This window comes from Bovifimicola ammoniilytica, assembly GCF_025567085.1.
GTDB classification, from domain to species: Bacteria; Bacillota; Clostridia; order Lachnospirales; family Lachnospiraceae; genus Bovifimicola; species Bovifimicola ammoniilytica.
The window spans coordinates 27,413-53,443 of sequence record NZ_JAOQJN010000012.1; the positions used below are offsets into that span (position 1 = coordinate 27,413).

22 protein-coding genes are annotated in these 26,031 nt (G+C 31.5%); all 22 read right to left on the bottom strand.

Translation table 11 applies throughout. The features are described 5' to 3' along the window. Positions 1-407: 407 nt before the first annotated feature. On the bottom strand, positions 408-827 hold the full coding sequence (locus OCV48_RS12915) for a hypothetical protein (RefSeq protein ID WP_147592156.1): 420 nt from the start codon (positions 825-827) through the stop codon (positions 408-410). 122 nt (positions 828-949) lie between these two features. After that, complete coding sequence (locus tag OCV48_RS12920; RefSeq protein ID WP_147592157.1) at positions 950-1,447, bottom strand: hypothetical protein; 498 nt, start codon at positions 1,445-1,447, stop codon at positions 950-952. Between the two features lie 310 nt (positions 1,448-1,757). Next, on the bottom strand, positions 1,758-2,165 hold the full coding sequence (locus tag OCV48_RS12925) for an Imm44 family immunity protein (RefSeq protein ID WP_147592158.1): 408 nt from the start codon (positions 2,163-2,165) through the stop codon (positions 1,758-1,760). 13 nt (positions 2,166-2,178) lie between these two features. Continuing rightward, positions 2,179-2,577 (bottom strand): hypothetical protein, encoded by a 399-nt coding sequence (locus OCV48_RS12930; RefSeq protein WP_147592159.1) that lies wholly within the window; start codon positions 2,575-2,577, stop codon positions 2,179-2,181. A gap of 174 nt (positions 2,578-2,751) precedes the next feature. Further along, positions 2,752-2,991, bottom strand: coding sequence for a hypothetical protein (locus OCV48_RS12935; protein ID WP_147592160.1), 240 nt, complete (start codon positions 2,989-2,991; stop codon positions 2,752-2,754). Between the two features lie 130 nt (positions 2,992-3,121). Then, positions 3,122-3,619: a DUF2247 family protein gene (locus OCV48_RS12940; RefSeq protein WP_147592161.1), complete on the bottom strand. Its 498-nt coding sequence runs from the start codon at positions 3,617-3,619 to the stop codon at positions 3,122-3,124. A gap of 143 nt (positions 3,620-3,762) precedes the next feature. Beyond that, positions 3,763-4,230, bottom strand: a complete 468-nt coding sequence (locus OCV48_RS12945) for a hypothetical protein (protein ID WP_147592162.1) — start codon at positions 4,228-4,230, stop codon at positions 3,763-3,765. A 58-nt stretch (positions 4,231-4,288) separates the two neighbouring features. Then, on the bottom strand, positions 4,289-4,492 hold the full coding sequence (locus OCV48_RS12950) for a hypothetical protein (protein ID WP_147592163.1): 204 nt from the start codon (positions 4,490-4,492) through the stop codon (positions 4,289-4,291). 93 nt (positions 4,493-4,585) lie between these two features. Next, complete coding sequence (locus OCV48_RS12955) at positions 4,586-4,888, bottom strand: hypothetical protein (protein WP_147592164.1); 303 nt, start codon at positions 4,886-4,888, stop codon at positions 4,586-4,588. 167 nt (positions 4,889-5,055) lie between these two features. Then, on the bottom strand, positions 5,056-5,463 hold the full coding sequence (locus OCV48_RS12960; protein ID WP_147592165.1) for a hypothetical protein: 408 nt from the start codon (positions 5,461-5,463) through the stop codon (positions 5,056-5,058). A gap of 77 nt (positions 5,464-5,540) precedes the next feature. Continuing rightward, positions 5,541-6,176 carry a DUF2625 domain-containing protein gene (locus OCV48_RS12965; RefSeq protein WP_262559868.1) on the bottom strand — a complete coding sequence of 212 codons (636 nt, stop codon included), beginning with the start codon at positions 6,174-6,176 and terminating at the stop codon, positions 5,541-5,543. Positions 6,177-6,233: 57 nt separating this feature from the next. After that, positions 6,234-6,950 carry a DUF6896 domain-containing protein gene (locus OCV48_RS12970; protein WP_147592167.1) on the bottom strand — a complete coding sequence of 239 codons (717 nt, stop codon included), beginning with the start codon at positions 6,948-6,950 and terminating at the stop codon, positions 6,234-6,236. A gap of 155 nt (positions 6,951-7,105) precedes the next feature. Next, a complete protein-coding gene (locus OCV48_RS12975) occupies positions 7,106-7,378 on the bottom strand; it encodes a hypothetical protein (protein WP_147592168.1) in 273 nt (90 codons plus the stop codon). 226 nt (positions 7,379-7,604) lie between these two features. Continuing rightward, positions 7,605-7,952, bottom strand: coding sequence for a hypothetical protein (locus OCV48_RS12980; RefSeq protein WP_147592169.1), 348 nt, complete (start codon positions 7,950-7,952; stop codon positions 7,605-7,607). A 95-nt stretch (positions 7,953-8,047) separates the two neighbouring features. Further along, complete coding sequence (locus OCV48_RS12985; protein WP_147592170.1) at positions 8,048-8,284, bottom strand: CPCC family cysteine-rich protein; 237 nt, start codon at positions 8,282-8,284, stop codon at positions 8,048-8,050. 335 nt (positions 8,285-8,619) lie between these two features. Then, complete coding sequence (locus OCV48_RS12990) at positions 8,620-8,880, bottom strand: hypothetical protein (RefSeq protein ID WP_147592171.1); 261 nt, start codon at positions 8,878-8,880, stop codon at positions 8,620-8,622. 103 nt (positions 8,881-8,983) lie between these two features. Beyond that, positions 8,984-9,361, bottom strand: a complete 378-nt coding sequence (locus OCV48_RS12995) for a hypothetical protein (RefSeq protein WP_147592172.1) — start codon at positions 9,359-9,361, stop codon at positions 8,984-8,986. A 26-nt stretch (positions 9,362-9,387) separates the two neighbouring features. After that, a complete protein-coding gene (locus tag OCV48_RS13000; protein ID WP_147592173.1) occupies positions 9,388-9,669 on the bottom strand; it encodes a hypothetical protein in 282 nt (93 codons plus the stop codon). Positions 9,670-10,188: 519 nt separating this feature from the next. Beyond that, entirely contained in the window at positions 10,189-10,413 is a 225-nt protein-coding gene (locus OCV48_RS13005) for a hypothetical protein (RefSeq protein WP_262559872.1), read from the bottom strand. A 2-nt stretch (positions 10,414-10,415) separates the two neighbouring features. Then, positions 10,416-10,622 carry a hypothetical protein gene (locus tag OCV48_RS13010; RefSeq protein ID WP_262559873.1) on the bottom strand — a complete coding sequence of 69 codons (207 nt, stop codon included), beginning with the start codon at positions 10,620-10,622 and terminating at the stop codon, positions 10,416-10,418. A 563-nt stretch (positions 10,623-11,185) separates the two neighbouring features. Further along, entirely contained in the window at positions 11,186-11,473 is a 288-nt protein-coding gene (locus OCV48_RS13015) for a DUF6881 domain-containing protein (RefSeq protein ID WP_147592174.1), read from the bottom strand. A gap of 1 nt (position 11,474) precedes the next feature. Further along, positions 11,475-26,021, bottom strand: coding sequence for an HYD1 signature containing ADP-ribosyltransferase family protein (locus OCV48_RS13020; RefSeq protein ID WP_147592175.1), 14,547 nt, complete (start codon positions 26,019-26,021; stop codon positions 11,475-11,477). Positions 26,022-26,031: the final 10 nt, after the last annotated feature.

A 26,031-nucleotide genomic window follows, 5' to 3' on the forward strand; every position in this document is an offset into this window, starting at 1 on the left:
AATTGAAAATGCAAAAAACGAGACTTCATAAAATCTATGATTATCATCACTGTCACTCATAAATTTTATCAAAGTCTCGCCATTTAATTACGATACGGATATTTTCATATCGGGTATGTCGACATCGTACACACAACATTTGTATGCCGGCTACTCCCTTTTACAGGTATTCTATTCAATTGTCATTTGTAATTTCTGTCATCACTTAGTTATGTACTATATCAGTTTTGAAATATTCTGTCAATTACTTCTAATGCTATTTTTCATTATGTAATAAAAACTCTTGGATTTTTAACGTTTCTTCATAATGTATACCAATTTACTCAACAAGTTCAATATCATAACGCAAAAAAACATATATTCTTTTTAAATTGTTCCACTTTATTTCATTCATATCTGAATTCTCCTCATATAATATCATCTACTAATTCTAAGGATCCTTCAATATAAACTCTATCATACTTTTTATACATCATTTTATTCTCAAACTCTATTAGTATAGATTCATCACATAATGAACTCTGGGCATAAATAGTATACTCATCAACAACTTCCTTCACTTCAATAATGGCTTTTATATTAGGGGAATTTTCAAATTCCTGGATAAAACCCAATTTTTTATTCGTAATATACGAATTACTTACTAAATCTATTTTTATATCAGAAACTATTATATCTCCTATATTTTTTAATGCCGTTTTCTCATTATCCTCCAAAAACTCTGAGTATTCAATATAATGTACAATAAGATTCTTATTGTTTATAATATTAACTACTACAAATCTTTCATATCCATCAGTTATAATATTTTGAATTACCATCTCCATAACATTTTCTCCTTAATATTGGCTTTAAATGTTTTATCCTCTTCCACTATCAAAATTCAAATTTCTTTGATTAACATTTCAGCAAATACAAATTTATGATACTCCTAAAGAAGATATGTTATTTATTTCGTCACTTCTTCATACATCGTAATACATAGCCCAAGTTCTCCCATAAGCTCATATCCCAATTCAACAACTATATTTTTTTCAGGAAATAATTGATTAACTCTCATTTGCCAGAAATAGCACAAAACCTCACCAAAATTATAGATAATTTCATCATTATATGGCAATTGCGAATTATCACCAAGAAAAAAATCACCTAATGAACATGAATTTATAATCATTTCAATATCTTTTTTACAATAATTATATTTTTCCTCCAACCTTTCAACCATCGCAATTAATTTCTCATCATTATCTGAATTTTCCAGAAACATCTTGATAAATACATAATCCTTAACACAAATTATATCTGGACAAAATAATGCAGCTGCAGCCAAAGTACCATCCATCTGATTTTTAAACAATCCATAATGAACTAAATCCTCTACCCAAGCGGCATCCTTAATATTTTCCTTGATATTACAATTAACTATGCTACTATATTTCTTTATCATTTAACCTCACCATCCAAATATATATGTCAGCTTTATATGATTATCCTGAACATGACTGTCTCTGTTAAGCACACGCTTACATTGATACTTTCAAATATTACATCCTGATTGATAAATCACTTGATATTCACATTATAATATTTTACTCTCATATAGTAAAGTCCATCATCGTCTGATATCCATTTATCTTCACAATCCTCTTATACCCTCTACATTCTTATGTACAGCCTCTATAAGTTTTTCAAATATGATTCGGCTTGAACGTATATCTGAATAGATTAAGAAAAATATTTCTATTCCATAATCCTTATTAAATACAATTTATACCATTTTCTTCACAAAACTTATTCATATCCTCTTTAAAAAGCTTAAAATCTATCTTAGCTCTCGTTTTTATTGCTTTTACAGAATCTACAACATTTTTTATTATCAATGCCTTTTTTTCATCCATATTCGATTCAACATACGTTTCGTAATCGATTTGCAAACTTACAGATGCAAAGCCAGATTTTATTTCACATTTTTTTGTTTCTTTCCACAACCCTTTTTCTATTTCTTTCTTAGGTGCAATTATTGGTACAAGACCTATAATTTTAATAACATCACTATAATTTTTTTCTTTTACATAATATGATAATTTACGACAAAACCAATATATTTCATCTTCTACACCAAACTCCCTTGTATAGTACGCTGGCGAGTTAATATTTAATTCCATTTTACCAATCTCCTCATATAATAGCCTTAAATGGTGGATGACCTGTTTCAGCATTTCTTAATTGGGATGGTTTTCTAAATCTTAAACTTGTTTCAAAATTAAAAATAATCCAATGATTGCTAATATCCATCAATGAAATATTAATCCATATTGGTACAAACGGCGACTGGCATGCCACTAAATTTACTGTTTCCTCAATTGTCAACAATCTATTTCCTATATTTTTTTCACTCAAAGCGATTAGCCTCATTTGATTATCAAGTCCATTAAATGTTTTATCTTCTTCATAAACAGGTATTATTTTAAATCTAATACTTTTATCATCTAATTTGCTATTTCCTGTAATCTCATTTATTGTCAATATTAGATTATTATAGAAAATAGATTTATTCATTTCTTTTAGTTTTATCATATCCTCTTTCTCCATAATTAAAACGTATTTTCAGGCCATTATTACTTCATCTATTTACAAGCCTTTCAAATTTAACAATTCAGTAAATTTATTATAAAAAACGTATCTAAATATTCTGTACCGTCCCTAATAAGTCTAATTTTTTAGGAGGCACTTCATGCAACTACTCATTTTTTAATTCGTTATCTGCGCCTCGATTGCTTTTGCTATTATATACATATTGCTATCAATATTAGTACACGATAACCTAAAAATTTGGTTTCCTTGAGTAACACCATACTTTTTATTTAATTCTACAGCTTCATTTTCCGTAACCAATGACCAAAAATCACCATTGCCTTCATAAGTGAAACAAAATGTACTAATTACCATATACGTTCTATCAAATGTTATTTTAATTTTTTCAACATCCATTTTTAGTTTCCTCCATTAATTGCAATATGTGTTATTCATGCAATATTTTCATTAGATGTGCCATTTTTAATAATCTCTGCCATATTAACCACTTAATATTCAGTTTTATTAAGCTATCAATAAATTTATACTATTTTTGATTTTGTATCAAAAAATTTACTTCATCCTTAAGCCAACGTTTATTCTTTTCATAAAGGTAATTATAATTCACATCTGTATAATATTCCACAGGAGATATATTGTTATCCTTGCCTTGAATAATATGTGGTGAATCGGCTGTATAACCTATTTCAAGCCATAATTCTGTTAAGCCTATTAAACCATCAATACAATTTGATTTTTCTTTTAGAAAATTATTAACTCGTACAGCCCTTAATTTCCTGTCCTCTAAATCATCTTGACTTTTTTCTTCATTAGCCAACTCATAAAGGTTATTCATAATATCCTCTAAATCATAATCTCTAGAACCTGCCAGTTCACATATTTCAATTCTATTATCTTTTTCAAGCTGTTCCATCGCATATTCTACTATTTCATTTATAGAAATTTGCTTTTCTAATAATCCTCTATATAACATTCTCCAAGTTATATTCAACTTAAGTTCTTTAATATCTGCAATTTTAATCATAGTTCTATCGTTACTCCATTATAAACTTCACACATATCCGAATATCTTTAATACCTTCAGAGTACAATTCTAATACTTTCATTTCATCTTTACACACTGGCAAACTCTTACCAATAAAGCACTTTTCTATAACCTTGCCAGAATTAAGCAGTAAAAATATATCCCATTTTCTCCATTTCAATTAGTTCATCATTGGTATATTCTTTTACAAAAAATTCGCCTTTTTTAATATTTTGATATGGCACATTTTTTTTAATCCATTTTGTAAGATTATTGTACTCCATAACATAATTTTTACTTTGTTGTATTTGACTATTACAAGATTTATAATAGTCAGATATCCATAATCTGCCTCGTAATATTCTATTATCTTTTATCTTTGTTTTACAAAATTCAATAATCGGACTATTAAACACATCAATTAAATTATTTTTTTTTAATAAACAACCAAATTCTCTCTTATACAAATAACAATCATTGCAAAAACATAAATCTTGAAATTCTATTTTATTACCTTCATTATTCAGAAACAAAATTTCATTATTTAACATAAAATCAATGAACTGATTTTGTACATTTTCGCTCATATAAAAATTTATTTGTTTTCCCATAGCAAACATCCCTTTCGCTAATATTAATAAATTATTTTCATATCATATTTACCATTTATTAAATTCTGTCAATAATCTCAATTTCTGACCATGAATTTGTAATATTATTTCTTTCTGAATAATTTTCAAATGTCGAAATATATTCGTCTGAAATTTCCTTTGTCCAAATGCTATCACATTCTTCACATATGTAAAATATATCATTACTTTTTTTATTTTTAACTTTTAATATTTCTCCTTGCTCACAAATCGGACAAATCATAATCATATCCTCCTTTTTATTCTCTAAGGTATTGCGTAAGCCGATATTTTCTTTTATGCAGAATTTTGAAATATTTCAAATTATAAGTCAAAATCAAATAATTTTATCTTCATAACATTTAATTTTGCAAAAATCTCCTGAATTAAATTGAAGCTCTATATTTAAAATATTATCTATATAAAAAGCATCACTAGAAACAACATATGTTCCTTTTCCCCACTTTTCCTTATTGGTAAACTCAATATCTATAAATCGACTAATTGTAATTTTTTTTATTATATTTTTTAAATTAAGCAATTGCAACACAACAGTTCCTTTTGGATAGTCAATCTCCATTTTTTCCATTTTATAATCATGCAAAGCCGAATTTGCAAATACTTTTTCCACATCATTCATAATTTTTATTCCTTTCTATAATTCTTCCCATTCAATACATTTTGGTAATTGGAGTGTTTCAAAAAATTCTTCTATTGAGTTACTTGCGATTGACAAACTCATCCAATCATCCTGGTATATTTTTTCTTTCACTTACATAAACTTCATTATTGATGTCCATAATATCATTAACATTTATATACATATATCCATTCAATAGGTGCAGTTAGTTCATCCCAATTATCAACATCCTCCAATTCAAAACATAATCCTTCTATGCCTGGTATTGCATATACATCTCCATCGTTTTCAATTCCACCAAACTTGTTTACAACATCTTTCATTGTACTTCCAATACAAATAGACATAAAATCACCATAAAAGTCTTTTGTGACCCCAATTTGCACTAATTCTCCATTAACATTAAACCATAATTTAAAATTATCCAATGTATATATGCAAAAGCCATCTCCCCTTTCCCATATTTGGTAATTATCTTCTAAATTATTAAGTATATTTTCTTTCTTTGAACCAATTATATAATTACTTATTCTTATTCCAGGTTCTATTATTCCATTAATAAGTTTCATCACCATTTTACCCTTTCTACATAATATCAATTACATTTACATCATAAATCATATCACATCCTTATATTTTCAAACAAAATGGATTAATAATATCCAAATTCATGTGCATACTCTGAGTTCATTCTAATCAATTCATCTGATGAAACAATTGTTTTTGAAGCAGTTTCCAAATTACATTCTTTTGACCACAAAAAAGGATATATCAATATCATTTCATCAAATCCTACCTTGCTACAATCTTCTTTCCAACCATTCCATCTCATACTACTGTAAAATTCATCCGTATTTCCCTGTATTGCCCAGACAACAAATTCTGCGTAATTCATATCCATACACTCCCACTGCAAGTTATCAGGTGCAAAATACCACACTTTTTTTAATCCTTCCGGATATTTGCCAATATTTATAGCAAATATTCCCCCTACTACATCTTGACCAACAATCGTCATACTTTTCATAGTTACATTTTCTTTTTGATAACTCTGATAAGACAGAATTCCCTTATGTATCAAATTTTCCTGTCCCATTATTCTAATCCAATTATCAATAGAAATACCTGAAGAAAAAGTAACAATTGCACCTAACGTTGACTTTCTTATCAAATTCATTTTTTTCAATTCTGCATATCCTGCACTCTCATTCCCATCAAAAACACATATTTCTTTCGAAGAATCACTAATCAAATCATATATTTCATCCCACAAATCTCTTTCATCCATATTATACATCCTTTCTAAGTGTTTTATTTTTTGAATAGCCGGAACTAATTTCATCACTCATAATGCCTTCAACAAATTATGCAATATATCATCACTCATAATTTTTATAGCTCCTTCCGGGTATCCAATATCATCATATGATATAGAATAAATTTCTTTTTCTTCCAGTAAAAAAGATAACACATATTTATCATTATATTTATCATTATATCTATCAATCTTATTGTACACCCAGCTACTCTTTCTTATAAATTTATCAATAACTTTATTCCTTGGTAAAGACCATGTTGAATCACGATGTGTTACAACTAGTGTATCGAATTCTTTTGGAAATTGAGGTTTAAAGGTTTCGCTTTTGGGAATGGCAAAATAATATTGTTCATATTTTTTAAACATTATACCATCTTTTACAGCTTGTTCACATGTTTTTTTTATTAGGTTTCCATCATAATATTCACTATATTGACTTTTACTTTTTTTAATAGTCATCGAAAGTTTCCATGGATCAATACCGCACCATCTACTTCTATATCCAAAATCCCAGTCCAAAAAAAATTCTTTATTAAAAGCCCTACAACCTTTACCATGAAGTCTATAACTAATTCCCCTAACCTCAAACTCCATATTTGATTTTTTCATTCTATAATCAAAAAAATCTTTCTTTGTTTTCAGATTAAGGTTATCTCTATAATTAATTCCTTCTAATAAAATATTACAAGTGTCTTCAACATCTTTTATATACTTTTCCATAATGTTTTTAATTTTTTCTTCCATAATGTCTTCCTTTAACTCTTAAATCACTTAATTTATCACCTGAATAAGTTCTATTGTAGTATCAGAATTATTATCATCATTATCAGTAATGATGATAACAGATACGCACTTGTTGTTACCTGTCTATGGTTATCATTTTGCACCACATTCTATTTTCAGTTTTTCCACTCAATATCCCATCCGTCCAAAGTTTTCCATTCAAAAATTTCATTGAAATCCGAATAACAATTTTCACAAATACAACATGCACAATCTATAGTTACAAACCACCTTTGATATGGACTATTCATAACTTTATCCAAACAAAATATACACTGTTTTAAATGAGGTGCATTATTAACTATTTCTTCTCCATCTGTTGGATTTAAATCAACACTTTTTAGATATTCGACATTCTTTTGTAAACGCCAATCTTTGTTATTACTCATATGTTTGTCACCTCCTCAAAATACTTTTTAAGTCGTCAACCACCACTTCAAGAGGTGATGTCACAGTTCCTTTTCCACTTTTTATTGCTGTAAATGCATTTATTCCTAATGCTACAACGTTACTTGCTGTATCAGTCCCAAGCCATTTAATATGGCATGTCCTAAATTCTTCCAGTTAAGTCTGTCAAGTTGTGACAATCCAAACGGGTCTGTCTACTTTATAGGATTATGTCATTTTGTATGCAATGCAAAATCTTACTGCTTCATTCAAAGCATCCATTACATCACTTTTTTGCATATTCTCATCATCATAAAAACAATATACCGGTTGTTTCTCTTCTTCATTTGATATTTCAATATCCATAGCTTCAAAATAGACAAATTGATATGGCACAAATTGCGAATTGGTTACCGAAAGTTGTGCTATACAATTTTCAAAATCAAAGTCAATAATCAACGCATCATTATTATTTGTGGACACAATAATATTATTTTCATTCTTCATATCAGATGAAATTTTTTCATACCATTCCATAACGGATTCTTTAATAATCTCATAATTATAATCACTCATATTACTTCCTCCTATCATTAGTACAGTACATCGCATTAATCTATGTACTCAGGTATTATGTTTTCACCTATAACACAATCGAACATTTTTATAGTTTATATCTCATCCTCATATGGTTGACGAACCATATTTATAAAACGTTCTTCTGTGGCTCCAAACAACTTATAATTCTTCTTAGCAGTATTCAATGACACCTTATTTGCTCCAATAATTCTATCGGGCATATTTTGAGCCACTTCATCATATTCCCAAAAGCAAACATCACAAATATCTGTAATTAATTCATCTGTATCATCAATAGTTAAGTATCCACAACATGGACATTTTTTCATAAAACTCTCTCCTTAAAATTTCTTGATGCATATTTTTTAATTTGCTCTAGCCAATATACCATTCTATTTTCGTGCTTAAAAAGTGTACAGTCAAGCATCTTATACATCTGTTCCAACATCTTGTCTACTTTAACAAGCACATTACCTGCTTAGCTGATATTACTTTAATGCATCTTTTGCATACAAAATATCTTGCTCTAATTTTAAATCCAGATACTTGACAACCAATTTTTCTATACATTCAATAAATCTAGAAATTTGTACTTGTTCTGAAATATCTTCAAATATTTCACTTATCCAATCTATATTTTCTTTGCAACAACAATTCAAATACACTATAGTGCTTTCTTCAATTCTTTCGAAGATGATAGCAGGTTATTTCCACTTGTTGCGGCCGTAAATGCGTTTATTCCAAATGACACCAGATTCTTAGCTGTATCTTCTGAGAATAACTTGCCATTTATCATATTTTTGACTATCGCTTTGGCATTGTTAACGCCTCCGATTGCCGCCTGTGTAAATGTTGCCGCATTACTTACCACCTTGCACGCTGTACTTACTATTTTAGCTGCTGTGGTTATTTTCGCTGCTGTCATTATTCCCGAAGCAATATATGTAATCCTTATTTCATTATTTTTACCGATATCTTTGTATTTTTAATACTATAGTCAATGTTACATTTTTTACAATAACCTCAAATTACTTTTTCGAAATCACTATATCTTTCGGTTTGATCCAGGATAAACTCTCTTGTAAAATCTTGCAGAACTCTTCCTCATTTTCTATTTCATATCGTTCTTTAATTTTTTCATCTTCTCGTAAAAGAAACAAATAAAAACTTGACAATCTAACAATTTTTTCCAAAAAAATTAATAATGAATTTCTAATAAAATCGCCTTGAAAATTATTAGCTAAAAATTCCAATTCGGAAAGTTCATTTTCTTTATAAATAAATGCACTATACTTTTGTTCATCTAAATTTTTTCCTAATATATCGCTATAATATTTTAAATTTGTTAACTTTTCAAATACAAGATTTTTGCTAATAAATCTCGCAGGTTCTTGTGAGAATAGCATACCATCCCATTCTACTAATTGTTCTTCTAAATCAATTTTTTTATTTCATCCTTTGGTATAACAATATCCAATAAAAAATCCATATTATAATCATCCTCCTTTATGATAATATGGTGTAGGTTCTCTTCTAACCCAACCACCTCTGTCTGGATTATATTCAAATATATGCTGATGTGGATTAGTATGATGTTTAGGCGTTCCATGATCAGTCCAATGTACTTCACTCCAAGGAACTGTAAATTATATTCCAACAGTGGCTTATTATTAGCTTTATTGCCCCACTTATTTCCAACATCTGTTCCTATCATTTTCTTGATATCCTTACCAGATGTCACAGCTCCTTTTCCACTTACTATCGTTGTAAATAAATTTAGTCCTAATGCTGCAACATTACTTTCTGTATCAATCGATAGTAGTTTTCCGCTTTTGGCATTTCTGAATATGGCTTTTGCATTTTCTAAACCTTATATTGCTGCCTGGGTAAATGTCGCCCTCACAGGCATACCATACTGCGTTTATACCATCGAATATAAAGCCATATCCATTTATACATCCCTGTATGTTTAATGCTGAATGTCCAACATTTCTCCAGTTAATTTTATCAAGTGGTGACAATCCGAATGGGTCTGTCAGCTTTATAGGATTACCCTGGACATAACTGTATCTATTAAGGCTCTAGCTTACATTGATACTTCCATGTGCTACGTCCTGATTGACTAATCGCTTGATATTAACATTATAATATCTTGAACCATCTAATCACTTTTCTAATTGAAAATGTCACAGAAAATACGCATTATCTCAACAACATATGCTATGATTTTCTTTTACCATACATTAATAAAAATATCTATACCCTCTTCTTTCACAAAAAACGCTTCCAACGAATCAGCAATATAAACCATTTCATTAGCATCTAGATTACCAAATGAAACCATATAAACTCCAAAACCATTGATACCATTTGCATAAATCACTGCATTACTGCATTCATCATCACCTATTGCCAAAGAATTTGGTATATACTTTTGAATATTATATGCAGAATTCATTTCTATACATCCACTTGCCCCCATATTCGTATATACTTTTCATTTTTGACCATTATCTCAAGTTCTGTTTTCTCTTTAATAATCTCTATAAATTCAAGAGGAACATCAATTTTTGAGTAATGAATTAATTCATCAATTTCAGTATCACTTGATTTTGCATCACCTACAGCAATTTCAAATGACTTACTCATTTTACTTAATATACTCATTAATATTTTATCCTTTCATACTTAACATCAAGTTTATCTAACATTCTATATTGTTGTTCCATTATGTCATTTATTACTGCATCCGAGAATCCTGCCTCCCTAAAATCAGAAACAATATTTCGGCGTTATCAGATACGGATAGTTTCAGATTGCTGGTGATTATCCATGATTATCTTAGTTGTCTGTATTCATGAGACCCCAGCGAATTGTTTGTAAGCTGTCTTTGAATCTCATAATTCATCTTACAGTAAAACTTAATTACGAGAAAATCTTAGAAAATGGCTCGATTTCTAAAGAAAAATGGGGTCTCGTAATATCTTTGAAAGTAAAATCAAAAGAATCTGATACCGTCTTTCTGGCAAAAATCTGTATGTGATTTACCGTCTTTCAAAGAAATATTCGAATCGAAATTACCTCTTTTTTGACCATTTTTATATCTGAAATACCACTTAAGGAGATTATTTTTACAGAAAAACGCATTGTCTTCATAGCACCAAGTACCATGAAAACAATGCTTTTTTCATCTTTGATAAAAGAATATTTAGTTATAATTTCGGATGTACTTAAATACCATCTATACTGACAGCCTTATGCCATATCGACTCAAAGTATTCTTTATCAATTTCACAGGCTTCAAATTGTACATCTAAATTAATATCCTCCAATGAAGGGATTTCAGTTTTTGACAAAAATGTGCCATTTACACTTTTGTTTTCACAAGCATATCCTAATTCATTATTTTTGTAAACTTCAACCTTTCTAACTTCATTCCGCATACTATCTAACTCTGAATATAAAAGAATTGGCTCATCTTCAAAATCATGTATCCACTGTACCTTTATATATGTCATTTTAATCACCCACCTTTCCGTAAGAAACTATTCTATCCATTAAATCTAAAGGTTCTTGATTTAGAATGACAAATACATTGTCTATTCCATATACTACATCCAAATCTGTAACATCTATCTCTACATAATAAGCATATTTTGCTCCTTGAAATGGATTATGGATAAAACTTCTCGATAATTGGGCTGGTGATTTGGTACCAGGTACTATATCAGATAAATACTGCCCCTCCCCATAAAAACAATCATTAGGATTGTTAGCTTTAAGTGAAGGATTTAATTTCTTCGACTCAACAATTCCATTCATACCTTTCTCATTGGTATAATGGTATAAAGTATTAGAAGGACTACCACTCTTATCCGCAAAGAACTGCAAATTACATTCCAACAGTGGTTCTTTCTTTGCTTTCTTGCCCCATTTACTTCCAACACTGTCTCCCACCACTTTCTTCAATTCTTTTGAAGATGATAGCAGGTTCTTTCCACTTGTTGCTGCCGTAAATGCGTTTATTCCAAATGACACCAGATTCTTAGCTGTATCTTCTGAGAATAACTTGCCATTTATCATATTTTTGACTATCGCTTTGGCATTGTTAACGCCTCCGATTGCCGCCTGTGTAAATGTTGCCGCGTTACTTACCACCTTGCACGCTGTACTTACTATTTTAGCTGCTGTGGTTATTTTCGCCGCCGTCATTATTCCCGAAGCAATATTTCCTATCATCGGTAATGCCGACATCATCGACAACACTGCCATTCCATACTCACCGTCGTGTGCATACCATATGGCATTGGCTATATCAAATGCCTCTCCGATTACAGGTATCAGTCCCAAGCCATTTAATATGGCATGTCCTAAATTCTTCCAGTTGAGTCTGTCAAGTGGTGACAATCCAAATGGGTCTGTCAGCTTTATAGGATTACCCTGGACATAACTGTATCTGTTAAGACTCTGGCTTACATTGATACTTCCATGTACTACGTCCTGATTGATGAATCGCTTGATATTCACATTATAATATCTTGCTCTCATATAGTAAAGACCATTATCATCTGTCATTACGCCTAGCTGACCATTATATAAGAATGGGGTTATCTTAGTATCTCCACTTAGAACTTCACCGTAGGCACCATATTCATAGCTTTGGATTACATTTCCATTATTGTCGGTTAACTTTGTGGTACTTCCAATATTATTGTAATGATAGTATGTTGTACCATCCGTATCTTTATCTGATGATTTGTCAGATGATAAATCTTGTACTTTGTTATCGGATGTTGTGCTGTCTGCTTCATTATCATTATAACTGTATATCAGACCATTGCCATATACATAGACTGTATGTATCTTCTTTCCGTCATTAGTTTTCTCATATGATTCTAATACCTGCGACATTTCGCCTGCCACATCTGTCACATATGTAATCTTTTTATCAGTTGTTGTTACTGATGTTCTTGTATTTTCGGCATCGTAGTCGTATGTTACATTTCCTGCACTGATAAGTCTGTTTCGGCTGTCATATGTAAGGTTACACATTTCTCCATTCACAGGACCATATAACATATTTCCATCTTTATCATATTTTATCTTTTTATTATTATAGCTTATAAGACGGTTTGCACTGTCATATTCCATTTCTAATGAAGTAGTTACTGTTTCACCATCAGATGTTACGATGCTGTTACTTTCTGCTGCAAGTTTCAATGCTGTCTTGTTAGCAGTATCCGGTACAGGTAATGTGTAATTATTATCCTCTGTTAAACCATTGGTTGTTTCAGATTCATTTTTTATATCGACTGTTGATTCGTCTAATGTAGCATCTGTTGTTTTCGCTGATGTATCAGCTGTTACATCTACAACACCTACGATATTTCCTCTGACATCGTATTTATAATGATATTCGTTGATGACCTCACCTGTGGCGGTTTTTATGTCCTTTTTAGAGATCAGTAAACCAAGCTCATTGTATTCACAATGCTCTTTTGTTCCGTTTGGTCTTTCTGTATCTGTCAGATTTCCTGTTTTATCATATTTATAGTAGGTTACTCTGCCTTTGCTGTCTGTTACTGTCGCTATCTGACCGCCTGCATAGTATGTATAGCGGATTGTTTCTCCACCTGGATATGCTATTGTAAGTATGTTGCCTAATTCATCATAGCCGTATCTTATGGTCTTTCCGTTGGCATCTGTGCATGATGTCACCCTGTTTCGGCTGTCATATGTTCTAGTGATGACTTTGATGCTTTTGGCATTTGCGGCTGACATTCCCTTTATTTTGCCTGTGTTTTCCTGCTTTCTCTCTTCTGTTTCTCTTAACACATTGCCGTTTTTATCATATTCATATGTTATCCTGCCTGTTTCATCTTCCTTTGATGTTATTCTTCCGATGGCATCATATGTATATTTTGTCTTTTGATTTCTTCCGTTTGTACTTTCCGTAAGAAGTCCTGTTGCATTGTATTCATTTGTCTTTGTTACGCCTATGGCATTTGTCTCTGATACCGGTCTGCACATCTTGTCATAAGTGTAGGTTGTTGTTCCTCCATTTGCATCGGTTACCGTTGTAACATTTCCTATGTTATCATAAGATGTTTTGGTGATTCCGTCTAATGGATCTGTTACTTCTGTAAGTCTGCCTGTTTTATCATAATTATATGAGGTTGTTACGCTGTCTTCTGTATTAGTGTATTTATTCTCTTTTATGAGGTTATTGGTATTATTATACTCATACGTATTTTCATGACCTGCAGCATCTATTGTCTTTATAAGATTATTGTTTATGTCATATTCATAACGGGTTGTATGTCCCTCTTCATCTGTTTCACTTATAAGATTGCCAAGTCTGTCGTAACTGTATGTCTTCGCATTTCCTGCTTCATTTATAGTTTTAGTAAGACGTGATAAAGCATCATATTCATATGAAATGGTTATCTTACCATTTGCCTTAGTCTCTGTACTTACTGATATTAATCTTGACAATGCATCATATGTATTAGTCATTATGGTTCCATCAGGTAATGTCTTTTCGATACAGTTACCGTTTGCATCGTATTTGTATGAGGTTGTGTTACCATTTTTATCTGTTGTGCTTAGTAAACGTCCGTTTATGCCATACTCGCATTTCTCTGAATTGCCTAATGCATCTCTGGTCTCAATAATTCTTCCCATTTCATCATATCGATATGTTTCTGAATTATTCTGTGAGTCTGTTTTTCTGATTAATTTCCATGTGCTGTCATATGTGTAAAGTGTACGACTATTATCAGGATATATTTCTGCATATAATTTTCCATTTGGATAATATGCATATTTTATCTTGTCACCAGCTGCATTGGTTTCGCTTATCTTCTGGTTAAGTGCATCATATTCATAAGTTATTACATTGCCTGACTCATCTGTTTCACTAAGCATATTTCCTTCGGCATCATATGTATAACTTAATTCAGTACCATCAGGTTTAATTATCTTAGTGTTTCTTCCATTTGAATCATATTCATATCTTATCTTTCTGCCGTCAGGAGTAATGTCTGCTGTCTTATTTCCGATAATGTCATATTCATATGTTGTAGTCTGTCCTGCTTCATTAGTCTCTGTAAGAACATTTCCATATTTATCATATGTATATGACTTTGTTCCTCCGATAGCATTTGTCTTAGTTAATGTTCTTAACAAGGCATCGTGTGTATAAACGGTAGTGCCTCCAAGGGCATCTGTCTCACTGACCACACAGCCTGTTCCGTCATAAGTATATGTTTTCGCATTGCCATTATAGTCTGTAGTCTTTACTAACATTCCTTCGGCATATTCATACGTTGTGCTTCCGATACCTTCTATGGTCTTTCTTAATACCTGTGCATAATCATTATATTCATATGTAGTTACGCATCCTGCATAATCTGTAGTTTTAATAAGCAGATTTCTGTCATTATATTCGTATGTGGCAGTATTTCCATTAGCATCTGTTGTTGATGTTACATTGCCATTATCATCATAGGTGAATTTAAGTTTATTACCACTCTGGTCTCTGACTGATATCTTTCTGTTATGGCTGTCATACTCATTGATGACTGTTCCATCTAATGCATCTTTTTCAAATATCTGATTGCCATTTTCATCATAGCCCATCTCCGTAACATTTCCATTTGTATTAACATTCTTAATGGTTCTTCCATTGGAATCTAATACTACTTCACCGACATTGCCTAAACTGTCATAGGCTTTCACAATAGTATTTTCACCATCATTTTCATATGTCATCTTAAGACTCTGCTTACTCTCATCAGCATCTGACTGTTCTATTACTCTGCCTTTTTCATCATAAATATTTTTAACATATGTAACGTTTTCACAATCTGTCTCGCTTATAATTCTGTTTTCTGCATCATAAGTAAATGTAGTGGTTTCTCCCATTACATTTGTATAGGTCATAAGCTTTCCGTCCTGATATGTGAATGTCGATTTTCTTCCATTATCATCTGCAACAGATGTAATTAATCCCTCAGAATTATAGTTAATTATAATTCTCTTTCCACTTGCCTCCTCTGTAATTATTTTCTGTGTATTTCCATATGTAATATATCTGTTTCTTCCGTTAGAATCAGTTATCTGTGTGTTTCTTCCTGATTCATCGTATAGATATATTTCCTTTGTCGGTGTAATTACCTTATATGTACCATCAGCTTCTTTAAACAGCTTATACTCCTTTGTTAATTCTGATATCGGTATATATTCACCAACATTTGAATTCTCTTCAAGGAATATTTCATCATCAACCACCTTGCCATAATAGGTTCCATCTGCCATTTCCTTATTAATAAATGCACCTGTTATGCCTGATGTAAGATTTAGTGATATAACATTATTTTTATCCTCTATTGATGTCTCTAAATTATTATAGAATCCATATCCGTTTTCGCCTTTTAATGTTGAAAGTCCGGAATTATATTCAAGGTTAAATGCTAACTCTGAAGCAGCGTTTACACTCATAGGTGTCATACTGTCCGTAAATGCACCTGTGCTTAAATCTACAGGATCACCGAAATAATTCTTAACCTCTACCTGTTCTACTATCGTTTTGGAAATATGACTGTCTATAGGATGTACTTCTATCGTTACACCCTCTATATCACCAAATGCCTCTACTAATGATTCTATCAATGTATAATATTCTTTATCCTTATCACCAGAACCTCCAAACTTAGTAAAATATGTTCCATTTACTGCCTGTCCCGAATATAATACCGGTATTCTAAAAGTATCTCCTCCTTTTAGTACTGTTGCACTTGTGTAACCCGATGGTGCAGAGATTATATTTGAGCTTCCTCTATGAACTGTTTCGTTTTTATCTTTATCTATGACTAACGTATCACTTCTGGAAGTTTCATAATGATACGGTGGCATTGATGTATGGAAGTTATACAGGTCTTTTCCTGATGTGTTCTTAATCTCGAACTGTATATAATAATTCTCGTCTATATATGCATCTTTTTCCGGATATATGGATACAACTATTCCCTCTCCTTTGGTTACTTCGAATTCTTTCTCTGTTTCAAAATGTGCATATATATTTCTGTTAAATGGAGACAATTTACCTGTGAAATCTGCCTCCAGCTTATATGAGCCTGATTTATCCCCTTTTACAACCCATGTCGCTGTCTTCTGCTGTTGTCCCATAATATTACCCATATCATATGTCAATGACTGTTTGTCCTTAGTCACTGCTAAAGATACTCCATCCGGTAATTTTAATTCTGCTTTTGATTCTTTTATAACATATTTTGTCTCTGCTGCATTCAGTATATTCAAATCCACACTATACATATCTTTAAGCCAGCTTACTTTATTAGACGTAGAGACTATTGCAATTATAGGCTGGTCTTTCTCTAACAGTTTAGCTTCCGGTACGGGTTCTTTTGCCGGCGTATGTGTTCCTGATGAAGTTGACTCTGGCTCCTTCCATTCTCCATGGAAATCTAATGCATTACCGGGTGTTTCTGATATTCCGCCTCCTATATACTGTATCTGGCGTGGAATAGGCGATTTAGCCAATTTAACCGTTATGGTAAACGCAAATGAATTAATATTATCAGGATCTGATACATCTACTCCTGCATCTATAATCTCCTGTAATGTCATTCTCTTAACATCAAGATTACCAACTACAATATTACCCTCTTCAAGCTGTAGATTAATTATCTTCTTCTCATATCTGTCTATGACTACTGTAGTGTCTGCTGGTAAATATTTATCATAATAAGCAGCTATCTCATATACACCCTCTGCACCTGCTATTTTTATCTCGCCTTTAGCATCTGCACGCATTGTATCTATGCTGCCATCAGGTGATTTTAAATATATATCTACATATGGCAATGGTATACCATTTTTATCTGTTACATTTACGGTTGCAGTTCCACTATTTTCATTATTAAGGACTTTTACCGTTGTCTCAGCACTTGAAGTATTTCCTGCCGCATCTTTAACGGTCAGTTTTACCTTATATACACCCTCTTTATTATATGTGTATACAGGCATAACTCCCTTTAATACGTCACCATTTCCCATACTCCATGTATAATCTGTTATTCTGACATTATCGGTCGATGCACCGCCATCTAATGATATTTCGAAGCCTGTCAGCGTACAGATATTCTCTGTGATTATGGCTGCAGGTGCTTCTGTATCCTCATCTGTAGCATATGATGTAACAACCTCTGATTCTGAATAATTGCCATATATATCGTAAGCTAATACCTTATAACAATATATTCTGCCCGGTACTGCTGTTTTGTCTATGTATTTTCTGGCACTAGTAGTAGCTATACAGCTATATCCGCCTCCTGATACATCAGCCTTATATATTTTATATTCTTTAAAATCTTCTGACTGTTCGCCTGTAATTGCTACTTCTATCTTATATCCTCCCGGAGTACACTCAATTACAGGTGTATCAGGTGGTGTCGTATCTATAGTATAGCTGACTTCTGTATATTCACTGTAATTTCCGAACTTATCTGTTGCAGATACTCTGAAATCATATTTTCCCTCTGTAAGTCCCACTTCTTTTGGCGAAAACTGTACATATACACTTCTTTCATTTTCTTCTAAATATGTCTTAGTATATATCTTATTAAATAAGCCTGCATCATCAGCCTCTTTCTTACATTCAACCACTACCTCCTGAATGGCAGAATTATCAATTGCTACTATGTTAATATTTCCATTTAATCCGATTACCGAATCTGTCTTTGGAGAAATGCCTTTAATCACAGGTGCCTCTGTATCCTCATCTACTGTAGCAGATACTATTTCACCATATTCGCCTGTGTTTCCTGCAATATCTGTTGCGGCTACCCTATATCTGTATGTATGTCCCGGAATTACATTATTATCATAATAGTCTGTGTTTGTACATTTATCTGAAATGTTATAAAAGGCTCCGTCCTCACCATCAGCTCTGCTGACAACGTAACAGACAGTATCTCCCTCCTGACCGTCCCACGATATATTAACATATCCTTTTTCACCATATGCTTTCGTGTTCTCTGGTCTGTCAGGTGCTGTTCTGTCAATTATATATTTGACAATTACTTCATTACCACCTTCTAATAAGGCATTTTTATTTCCTGACAAATCATATGCCTGGAATCTCACATATACTTCGCCCTCCGGAATATCTGCAGTATTCCATACATACTCAATAGTTTCATTACATAATTTTTCCTTTGTCTCAATGCTTGCTAACTTAACATAATTTATACCATCCACAGAGTATGCAAATACTCCATTTTTCACTCCATCATTATCTGATACAGACATTGACAGCTCAATTGTATCTCTATATCTTGACTGTATTGGAAGTATACTGTTAATTGATGGTGAAATCTCATCACTTATGGTTGTAACAGTTATTTCATCAGATGGTATTCCCCGGTTACCAAGCCTGTCATATCCGACTACTCTGAATGTATAAGTTTCTTCAGGTATTAAATTGTTCACATTATAGCCTAATACATCTTTTACAGTTCCTATTCTCACGAATTCATCTGTATCAGGATTAACTAATTTCTCCACAGCAAAATATGCTAAGTCATCTGCCTTAACATCTTTCCATCTTAACTGTACACTTGTTGCCTTTATGGTATGCTTATCTAATTCTATTTTCTCTATACCTGTATTATCTGTTGTATATCTTCTGGTATATAACTCTGTACTTTCATTCCCTGCAATATCCATTGCAACTGCAGATAATATATATACTCCATCTTCTAATTTCGTGGTATCAAAATTAAATGCAGCCACACCGTCTACACATTCGCTTGTACCTATCTTCGTTGTTTTATTATCATCTTCCCTGTTATAATAGAGTGTAATCTGCTTAACTTTCACATTATCTGCTGCAGTAACACTTATTTCTTTCACTCCTGCTATCTCTTTATCATCAGGTGTTATTCCCTTAATAACAGGAGGTATGTTATCCCTTGTTGTCTGTATTGTTACTGATTCAGTAATACTGCTTTCATTATTATATTTGTCATATGCTGATATTGCATATTCATATATTTTGCCCTCTTCTACATTTTTATCACTATATCCGGTCTCGAATTTGCCTGGGATTTTCACATATTGTTTAAATACATTATTATCTTCTGTCTTCCTGTACACTACATAACCTTCGCAGTCAGCACTTACCGATGGTGTAAAATGCAGTATATTAACACCGTCTTCACTCTTAACTGTCAGATTCTGTGGTTTCTCCGGTGCTGACTTATCAATGATATATGTAACTGATTTAGTAGAACTGTTACCATCTTCATCATATACAGTAATCTTAATTTCATACTCGCCGCCATCATTTATGTTGCTTATATCCCAATTGTATGATGCATATAATCTTCCATAAGATTCTCTTGAGAAATGCAATTTATCCGCAATAGTCTGCCATTCACTGCCATTATATCTATATTCTAATGCTGCTGTATAATTTGAATTATTAATATTATTATTTGCATATATGGTTATATTAACTTTATCATTGCCTATAGCACTATTATCGCCAGGTGATATACTCTCAATTGCCGGATTACTCACATATGTTTTTACTACACTGGTTTTATCAGAACGATTACCTGCCCTGTCAACTGCTACTACATAATATTCATATACTGTGTCCTGTTTTAAATCACTGTCTCTGTAATTAATATAATTATCATTTTTACCAGCCTTCAATTCATCTATTTTCTTACCATTACGATATATCTCGTATCTATCAACTCCAAGATTATCTGTAGATGCATACCAGGACATTGATACTGAACTTCCTGTTCTCTTATATATACTGAACCTATAAGGTATGGTAGGCGGCTCATTATCACCCTCTGTCGTAACTGTAAGAAGTGTTCTGTTAGTCGATTTATTATCACAGTAATCATATGCACATACCTCATATGTATAATCTGTTCCCGGCATCAGTTCTATATCTTTATATGTTGTGTTATTAATGTCATCAATTAATTCTCCATCTCTATACAGATAATATCCACATACTTCCATATTATCAGCAGCTTCATCAAATTTTAACGAAATTGTATCCATCGTAATCTCTGTAGCTGCCAAATTCTCTACGTCTGATGGGTTTTCTTTGTCATTATAATCTCTTACTATGACACTACATAATCTGTTAATGTCAATGTCTGATTCATAACCTTTCTCTAATGCTTTAGTAATTACTAAAACATTAAATAACTGGCTGTTTCTGTAATTATTGACAGTTATCTTCTGTCTTAATTTTCCCTCATTATTGTTTCCGCTTAGTATAGTCTTATGCGTTCCTGTGGCACAAAAGCTCTCAGGCTTGTCACATATGAAATCACCTTTTACTTCCAATGTACCTGCTGACAGTGTTCCTGTACCTGTCTTTGTTCCTATGTGCAGGTCACCCTTTACTAATACATAACCCTGTTCGTTGTCCATATTGAGTGAACAACTATAAACATTATTTTTATCCTCATATCCACTATCTATTATCGTATTTCCATTACAGATTAACTGACCTGACTCTGCATTGATAATATATTTGTTAATTATATTGTCAGTCTCTAAAGAACCATTATTCATATTTAAATGCCCCTGGTTCACGAAGCTTTTAGATATAATTTTACCATTATCAACATTTAGTGTGCCTGAATTATCAAATTCATTTTCAGATATAATTTCTCCATCATTTACATATGTTGTACCTATATTTGTAATGCTGTCAGCCTTTACTGTATATTTGTCCAATTGCACATATCCCATTTCTAACTTGCCTTTAACACAAAGGTTATGTTCTAACTTTTTAATTACAGAATTATCTTGCTGAATGTCTGCTTCTATTATTTCATTCTTTATGCTGCCTAACCCCTGTACTTTTATTAATGGCTGTCCTTTAAGTTTAGCATCCTTTAAATCTATTTCTTTACGAACACAAAATTCATCCTCCAAAGTAATTTCTGTACTGTTTACAATCATTGTATCAACTTCAGCTATAGTATTTTTATCATTATTAACTTTTTCACCATTAAATGTCAATATGGCATATATATATGCTTCAATATATTTTGCATATTTATCGTTTTCTCTGTGTAATATACTTCCATCAAGATTAACATCTATATATGAATGCCAGCATGATTCTAATATAAGATTTCCCCTTATATCAATTTTCGAATTATCCACTTCATTAGTTTTTGATATATTATTATAAATCGCATTTACTACATAATTACCTTTTACTTCTATTTTTGTATTTTCAACTCTAATATTGTATCCTTGATACAAGTTTTCTTTTATTTCTACACTTGCATCATTACAGATAATTTCTCTATCTTGATATAAGTTTCCATATACCAATAATGAGCAAGCATTTATTTCTAAATATCCACTTACATATACATCTCCATCTATAGCTGTATCATTTGTGATAGTCTCCCCATCATAGATATATCCCACTCTATGCTTACCATTTTGTAAATCTGTAATTTTAATTTTACTGCTTATTTTTACTCCATATACAGAATCATTTAATGATTTTACCATACCAAGATTAGTTGCCTCTTTAGTCCTTATTTCCTGAGTATCTTCTCCTGACATAATTATATTACATAAATCTGTTGTTATAAATTTACTGTTTATATCCATATTTCCTGTTATATTTAATGTTCCCTTATCAAGACATGATAGATTGTCTGATTCATACTTTAAATTTTTACAATTGATAATTGATTTTTCATCTGTAATCTCTATTTGTGAACCATTCTTAATAATCAGTTCTCCTGCTGTAACTACACCTCCATTATTTATTAATTTTGATTCCTTACCATTATATCTACTAAGGCATAATTTTTCACCTGCACTTAACGAGCCATCTATGGTAAGGCTCACGCCTGATATCTCTATATTTCTTGCACTTATTTTACTCTTAATCTTAACATTTCCAGATATTATAATATCACCATTTATATCAATATCTCTTTCCAGTTCAATATTATCTTTTACTATTACTCTGCCCGAAATACTATTATTTTCCATACTGGTGGTATCATATACGCATAAATTATTTATATTTGTATCATTACCATATACTTTTCCTGATGCGCCAAAATTGCCCCAGCCATATATATACACACTTTCACATTCACATTCAAGATTAGGTATAATAAATTCAGAGTCTGTATTAATTTCCTGTTTTTTAACTCCATTAAGACATAATGTGAGATTACCATCTAATTTAACTTTTTTTCTTTTTTCAATCGTTATATCTCCCTTAACGCTAATCTTTCCATTAAGTTCTGCTATCTCTGTGAAATAATTTTCTCCAATGTATAAATTTCCTGATATACTTATGTTATCAATATCTTTTTCCATAACAAGACTACCACTGTTAAATCTACACTGGTCTTCTATTATCACATTTCCGTTATTCAGGCAAAATGTTCCATTATTCTGTATTAAATCTCCCTTGATTGTTAAGTACCCATTATCTATTTTTGAATCTCCTGCATACTGGCTGAAATCACCATTAATTATTAGTTTTCCATTATTAATATTTACTGTTCCATTGTTATTTACAAAATCTCCATTTACAATTATTGTGTGTCCATTAAGGTCAAGTTCTCCACCTATTAACTCCACATTGTCTAACTCTATATCTTCATTTAGTATCCAGCCATATATTATTTCTGAATTATCCGCATAGATTCTGTTCTTTGTTTTTTCTATATTATTCAGACTGCCACTTACTATATGAACTTTTCCGGTATTGTTATTATTCTTAATTCTTCCAATACTTCCTGATATATTAAGTATCTGATCTGATTTTCCATTTAATATGACCAGTAGCTCATCATCTGTTCCCAGACTAATCTCTGAATTTATATCTCCACCTATCTCAAGTGTACCTTTATACATACTACTAGACTGTGTATCTAAAACATTAAACTTACCATTAACTTTAAAATAATCATTTTCATTATTCATACAGATAGAAACCGGTTCACTATAATAACTATAATAATCCTCTATCATTTGATAATCCTCTATCATTTGATAATCCCCTTTTACTTCTAATCTTCCGCCATTAAAGATTATAGAGCCATCACAATGATAAAATGAACCATTTATTGTCAGCTTATGCCCATTTAGATCAAGATTACTGTCTAGGGCAAAGTCCCCATCTATTACCATATCTCTGTCCAATGTTCCTAAATCATAATATTTAATCCCATTATATGATGGTGTTATTTCTTCATAACGTATGTTTTTTATTTTCGCCTCTTCATCTATACTGATTCCATCAATTGATGTATTATTTACTATCAGATTTGAAATGTTTCCGGAAATATTCTGTGTTTTCCATCCACTTAGAATTACTTTTGCATTATCATATGTATTTATACTATTATATTTTCCCTTAAGTTCAATAGTTCCATCACAAATGTTTTCAGCAAATCCCAGGTCACATCTGCCATATATGCAGACATAGTCCTCCGGATGACTCATCTTAAGCACAATATTATCTGAAGATGCCCATTGTGTATTAAAATATCCATAAATTATTAATTTTCCCTTGTTCATTATAATATCCCCGCCGCCGTAATTATACTCATTGACCTCCACATTACCGCCTATTTCAATTATCCCTTCTATTGAAATTGAATTTGCCCTTATATTATTTGCAATATATACATTCTTCGTTATATAAATATCTCCATCCGTACTTATTTCGCCATTATTGAATATATTGTTATCTGTATATATATTTATATATCCCTTAACATTTATCCTGTCATTATCATTGTCCATAATGATATTGCCTTTGCCTACATAGTCACCAATATCTTCTGAATATGATGCATAATTAACATCAACACTACCATCAACATTTAATGTACCGCCATTAATTCTAAGGCTTCCATCTGTTACATTGACATTTCCTTTAACATAAAGGGTATGTCCATTAAGATTAACTTCTCCACCACTTATATATAAATCAGCCTCTATTACCTCATCTTTGTCAAGTGTCCAATTATGAACATAAACATCTTCTTTCTTATCTATATTACTTCTATCTTCTCTTCTGATGTTTCCATTAACCTCACATTTTATTGTCTGATTATAATTCTTCAAAAATATCCCCGCATCACTACTATTATAACTAACAAGATTATCTATTATTATATCAGAGGTTATTGTCTGAAGCCCATCTCCTCTCAGATTCATTGTTAATGCATCACTAAATTGCACATCTTTTGCAGCAGTAAAATCTCCATACAAATCAATTCGTCCGTTTTTAAACTTATATCTTCTATCATCAGTTTCTGAATTGCAGGTAAGATTTCCTCTGACAATCATTTCATCTGACGAATAAATCATTTTACAATCAGAGTTATTTTCAAAGGTAACATTTCCACCACATTTTAATTTTCCCTTGTTAAATAATAAATATCCTTCTTCTGCATTGACATTTCCATAAACAGTCAAAGTATATCCATTAAGGTCAAGATTTCCTTTCATAATATCAAGATTATAGACAGCTATATCCCTATTCATAGTATAATCTTTATCAATACTTAAATCTCCGGGCATATCAATACTAACATCCTGACTTGTACCATATACACCATTCTCATCTAAATAAACAATTACTTTATATGTATAATGTCCATCAGATTCAGTATTATAGTCAGAATATTCTATATCATTTGTACTGGCAATTATTTTGTTATCTCTGAATATCAGATATGTATAATTCTTTTTATCATTCTGATTATTTCCGTTAATGTCATTCCATTTTAAACAAACTTCGCCTTTGTCACCTATCTTACTCTCAAGTGTTATAATGTTTTCAAATGTTTTTACATTTTCCGGTTGTTCTGCTTCATTAACCACTTCATCCGCATATGTCTTTGAATTATTTTTATTAAAAATTCCTGTATCTACCCATTCACTTACAGGCAGCATAACTATTACCAATACTATTGCTACAATTCTTTTTAATGTCTCTCTTTTCATAACTTTTCTC

Coding starts and splice junctions, on each gene's coding strand:
- OCV48_RS13005 (WP_262559872.1), bottom strand. CDS start 10,413: ATGAATTCTGCATATAATATTCAAAAGTATATACCAAATTCTTTGGCA.
- OCV48_RS12920 (WP_147592157.1), bottom strand. CDS start 1,447: ATGATAAAGAAATATAGTAGCATAGTTAATTGTAATATCAAGGAAAAT.
- OCV48_RS12965 (WP_262559868.1), bottom strand. CDS start 6,176: ATGGATGAAAGAGATTTGTGGGATGAAATATATGATTTGATTAGTGAT.
- OCV48_RS13015 (WP_147592174.1), bottom strand. CDS start 11,473: ATGACATATATAAAGGTACAGTGGATACATGATTTTGAAGATGAGCCA.
- OCV48_RS12990 (WP_147592171.1), bottom strand. CDS start 8,880: ATGACAGCAGCGAAAATAACCACAGCAGCTAAAATAGTAAGTACAGCG.
- OCV48_RS12960 (WP_147592165.1), bottom strand. CDS start 5,463: ATGGTGATGAAACTTATTAATGGAATAATAGAACCTGGAATAAGAATA.
- OCV48_RS13010 (WP_262559873.1), bottom strand. CDS start 10,622: ATGAGTATATTAAGTAAAATGAGTAAGTCATTTGAAATTGCTGTAGGT.
- OCV48_RS12955 (WP_147592164.1), bottom strand. CDS start 4,888: ATGAATGATGTGGAAAAAGTATTTGCAAATTCGGCTTTGCATGATTAT.
- OCV48_RS13020 (WP_147592175.1), bottom strand. CDS start 26,021: ATGAAAAGAGAGACATTAAAAAGAATTGTAGCAATAGTATTGGTAATA.
- OCV48_RS12940 (WP_147592161.1), bottom strand. CDS start 3,619: ATGATTAAAATTGCAGATATTAAAGAACTTAAGTTGAATATAACTTGG.
- OCV48_RS12980 (WP_147592169.1), bottom strand. CDS start 7,952: ATGAGTGATTATAATTATGAGATTATTAAAGAATCCGTTATGGAATGG.
- OCV48_RS12930 (WP_147592159.1), bottom strand. CDS start 2,577: ATGATAAAACTAAAAGAAATGAATAAATCTATTTTCTATAATAATCTA.
- OCV48_RS12995 (WP_147592172.1), bottom strand. CDS start 9,361: ATGCTATTCTCACAAGAACCTGCGAGATTTATTAGCAAAAATCTTGTA.
- OCV48_RS12950 (WP_147592163.1), bottom strand. CDS start 4,492: ATGATTTGTCCGATTTGTGAGCAAGGAGAAATATTAAAAGTTAAAAAT.
- OCV48_RS12925 (WP_147592158.1), bottom strand. CDS start 2,165: ATGGAATTAAATATTAACTCGCCAGCGTACTATACAAGGGAGTTTGGT.
- OCV48_RS12985 (WP_147592170.1), bottom strand. CDS start 8,284: ATGAAAAAATGTCCATGTTGTGGATACTTAACTATTGATGATACAGAT.
- OCV48_RS12915 (WP_147592156.1), bottom strand. CDS start 827: ATGGAGATGGTAATTCAAAATATTATAACTGATGGATATGAAAGATTT.
- OCV48_RS12975 (WP_147592168.1), bottom strand. CDS start 7,378: ATGAGTAATAACAAAGATTGGCGTTTACAAAAGAATGTCGAATATCTA.
- OCV48_RS12945 (WP_147592162.1), bottom strand. CDS start 4,230: ATGGGAAAACAAATAAATTTTTATATGAGCGAAAATGTACAAAATCAG.
- OCV48_RS13000 (WP_147592173.1), bottom strand. CDS start 9,669: ATGATAGGAACAGATGTTGGAAATAAGTGGGGCAATAAAGCTAATAAT.
- OCV48_RS12970 (WP_147592167.1), bottom strand. CDS start 6,950: ATGGAAGAAAAAATTAAAAACATTATGGAAAAGTATATAAAAGATGTT.
- OCV48_RS12935 (WP_147592160.1), bottom strand. CDS start 2,991: ATGGATGTTGAAAAAATTAAAATAACATTTGATAGAACGTATATGGTA.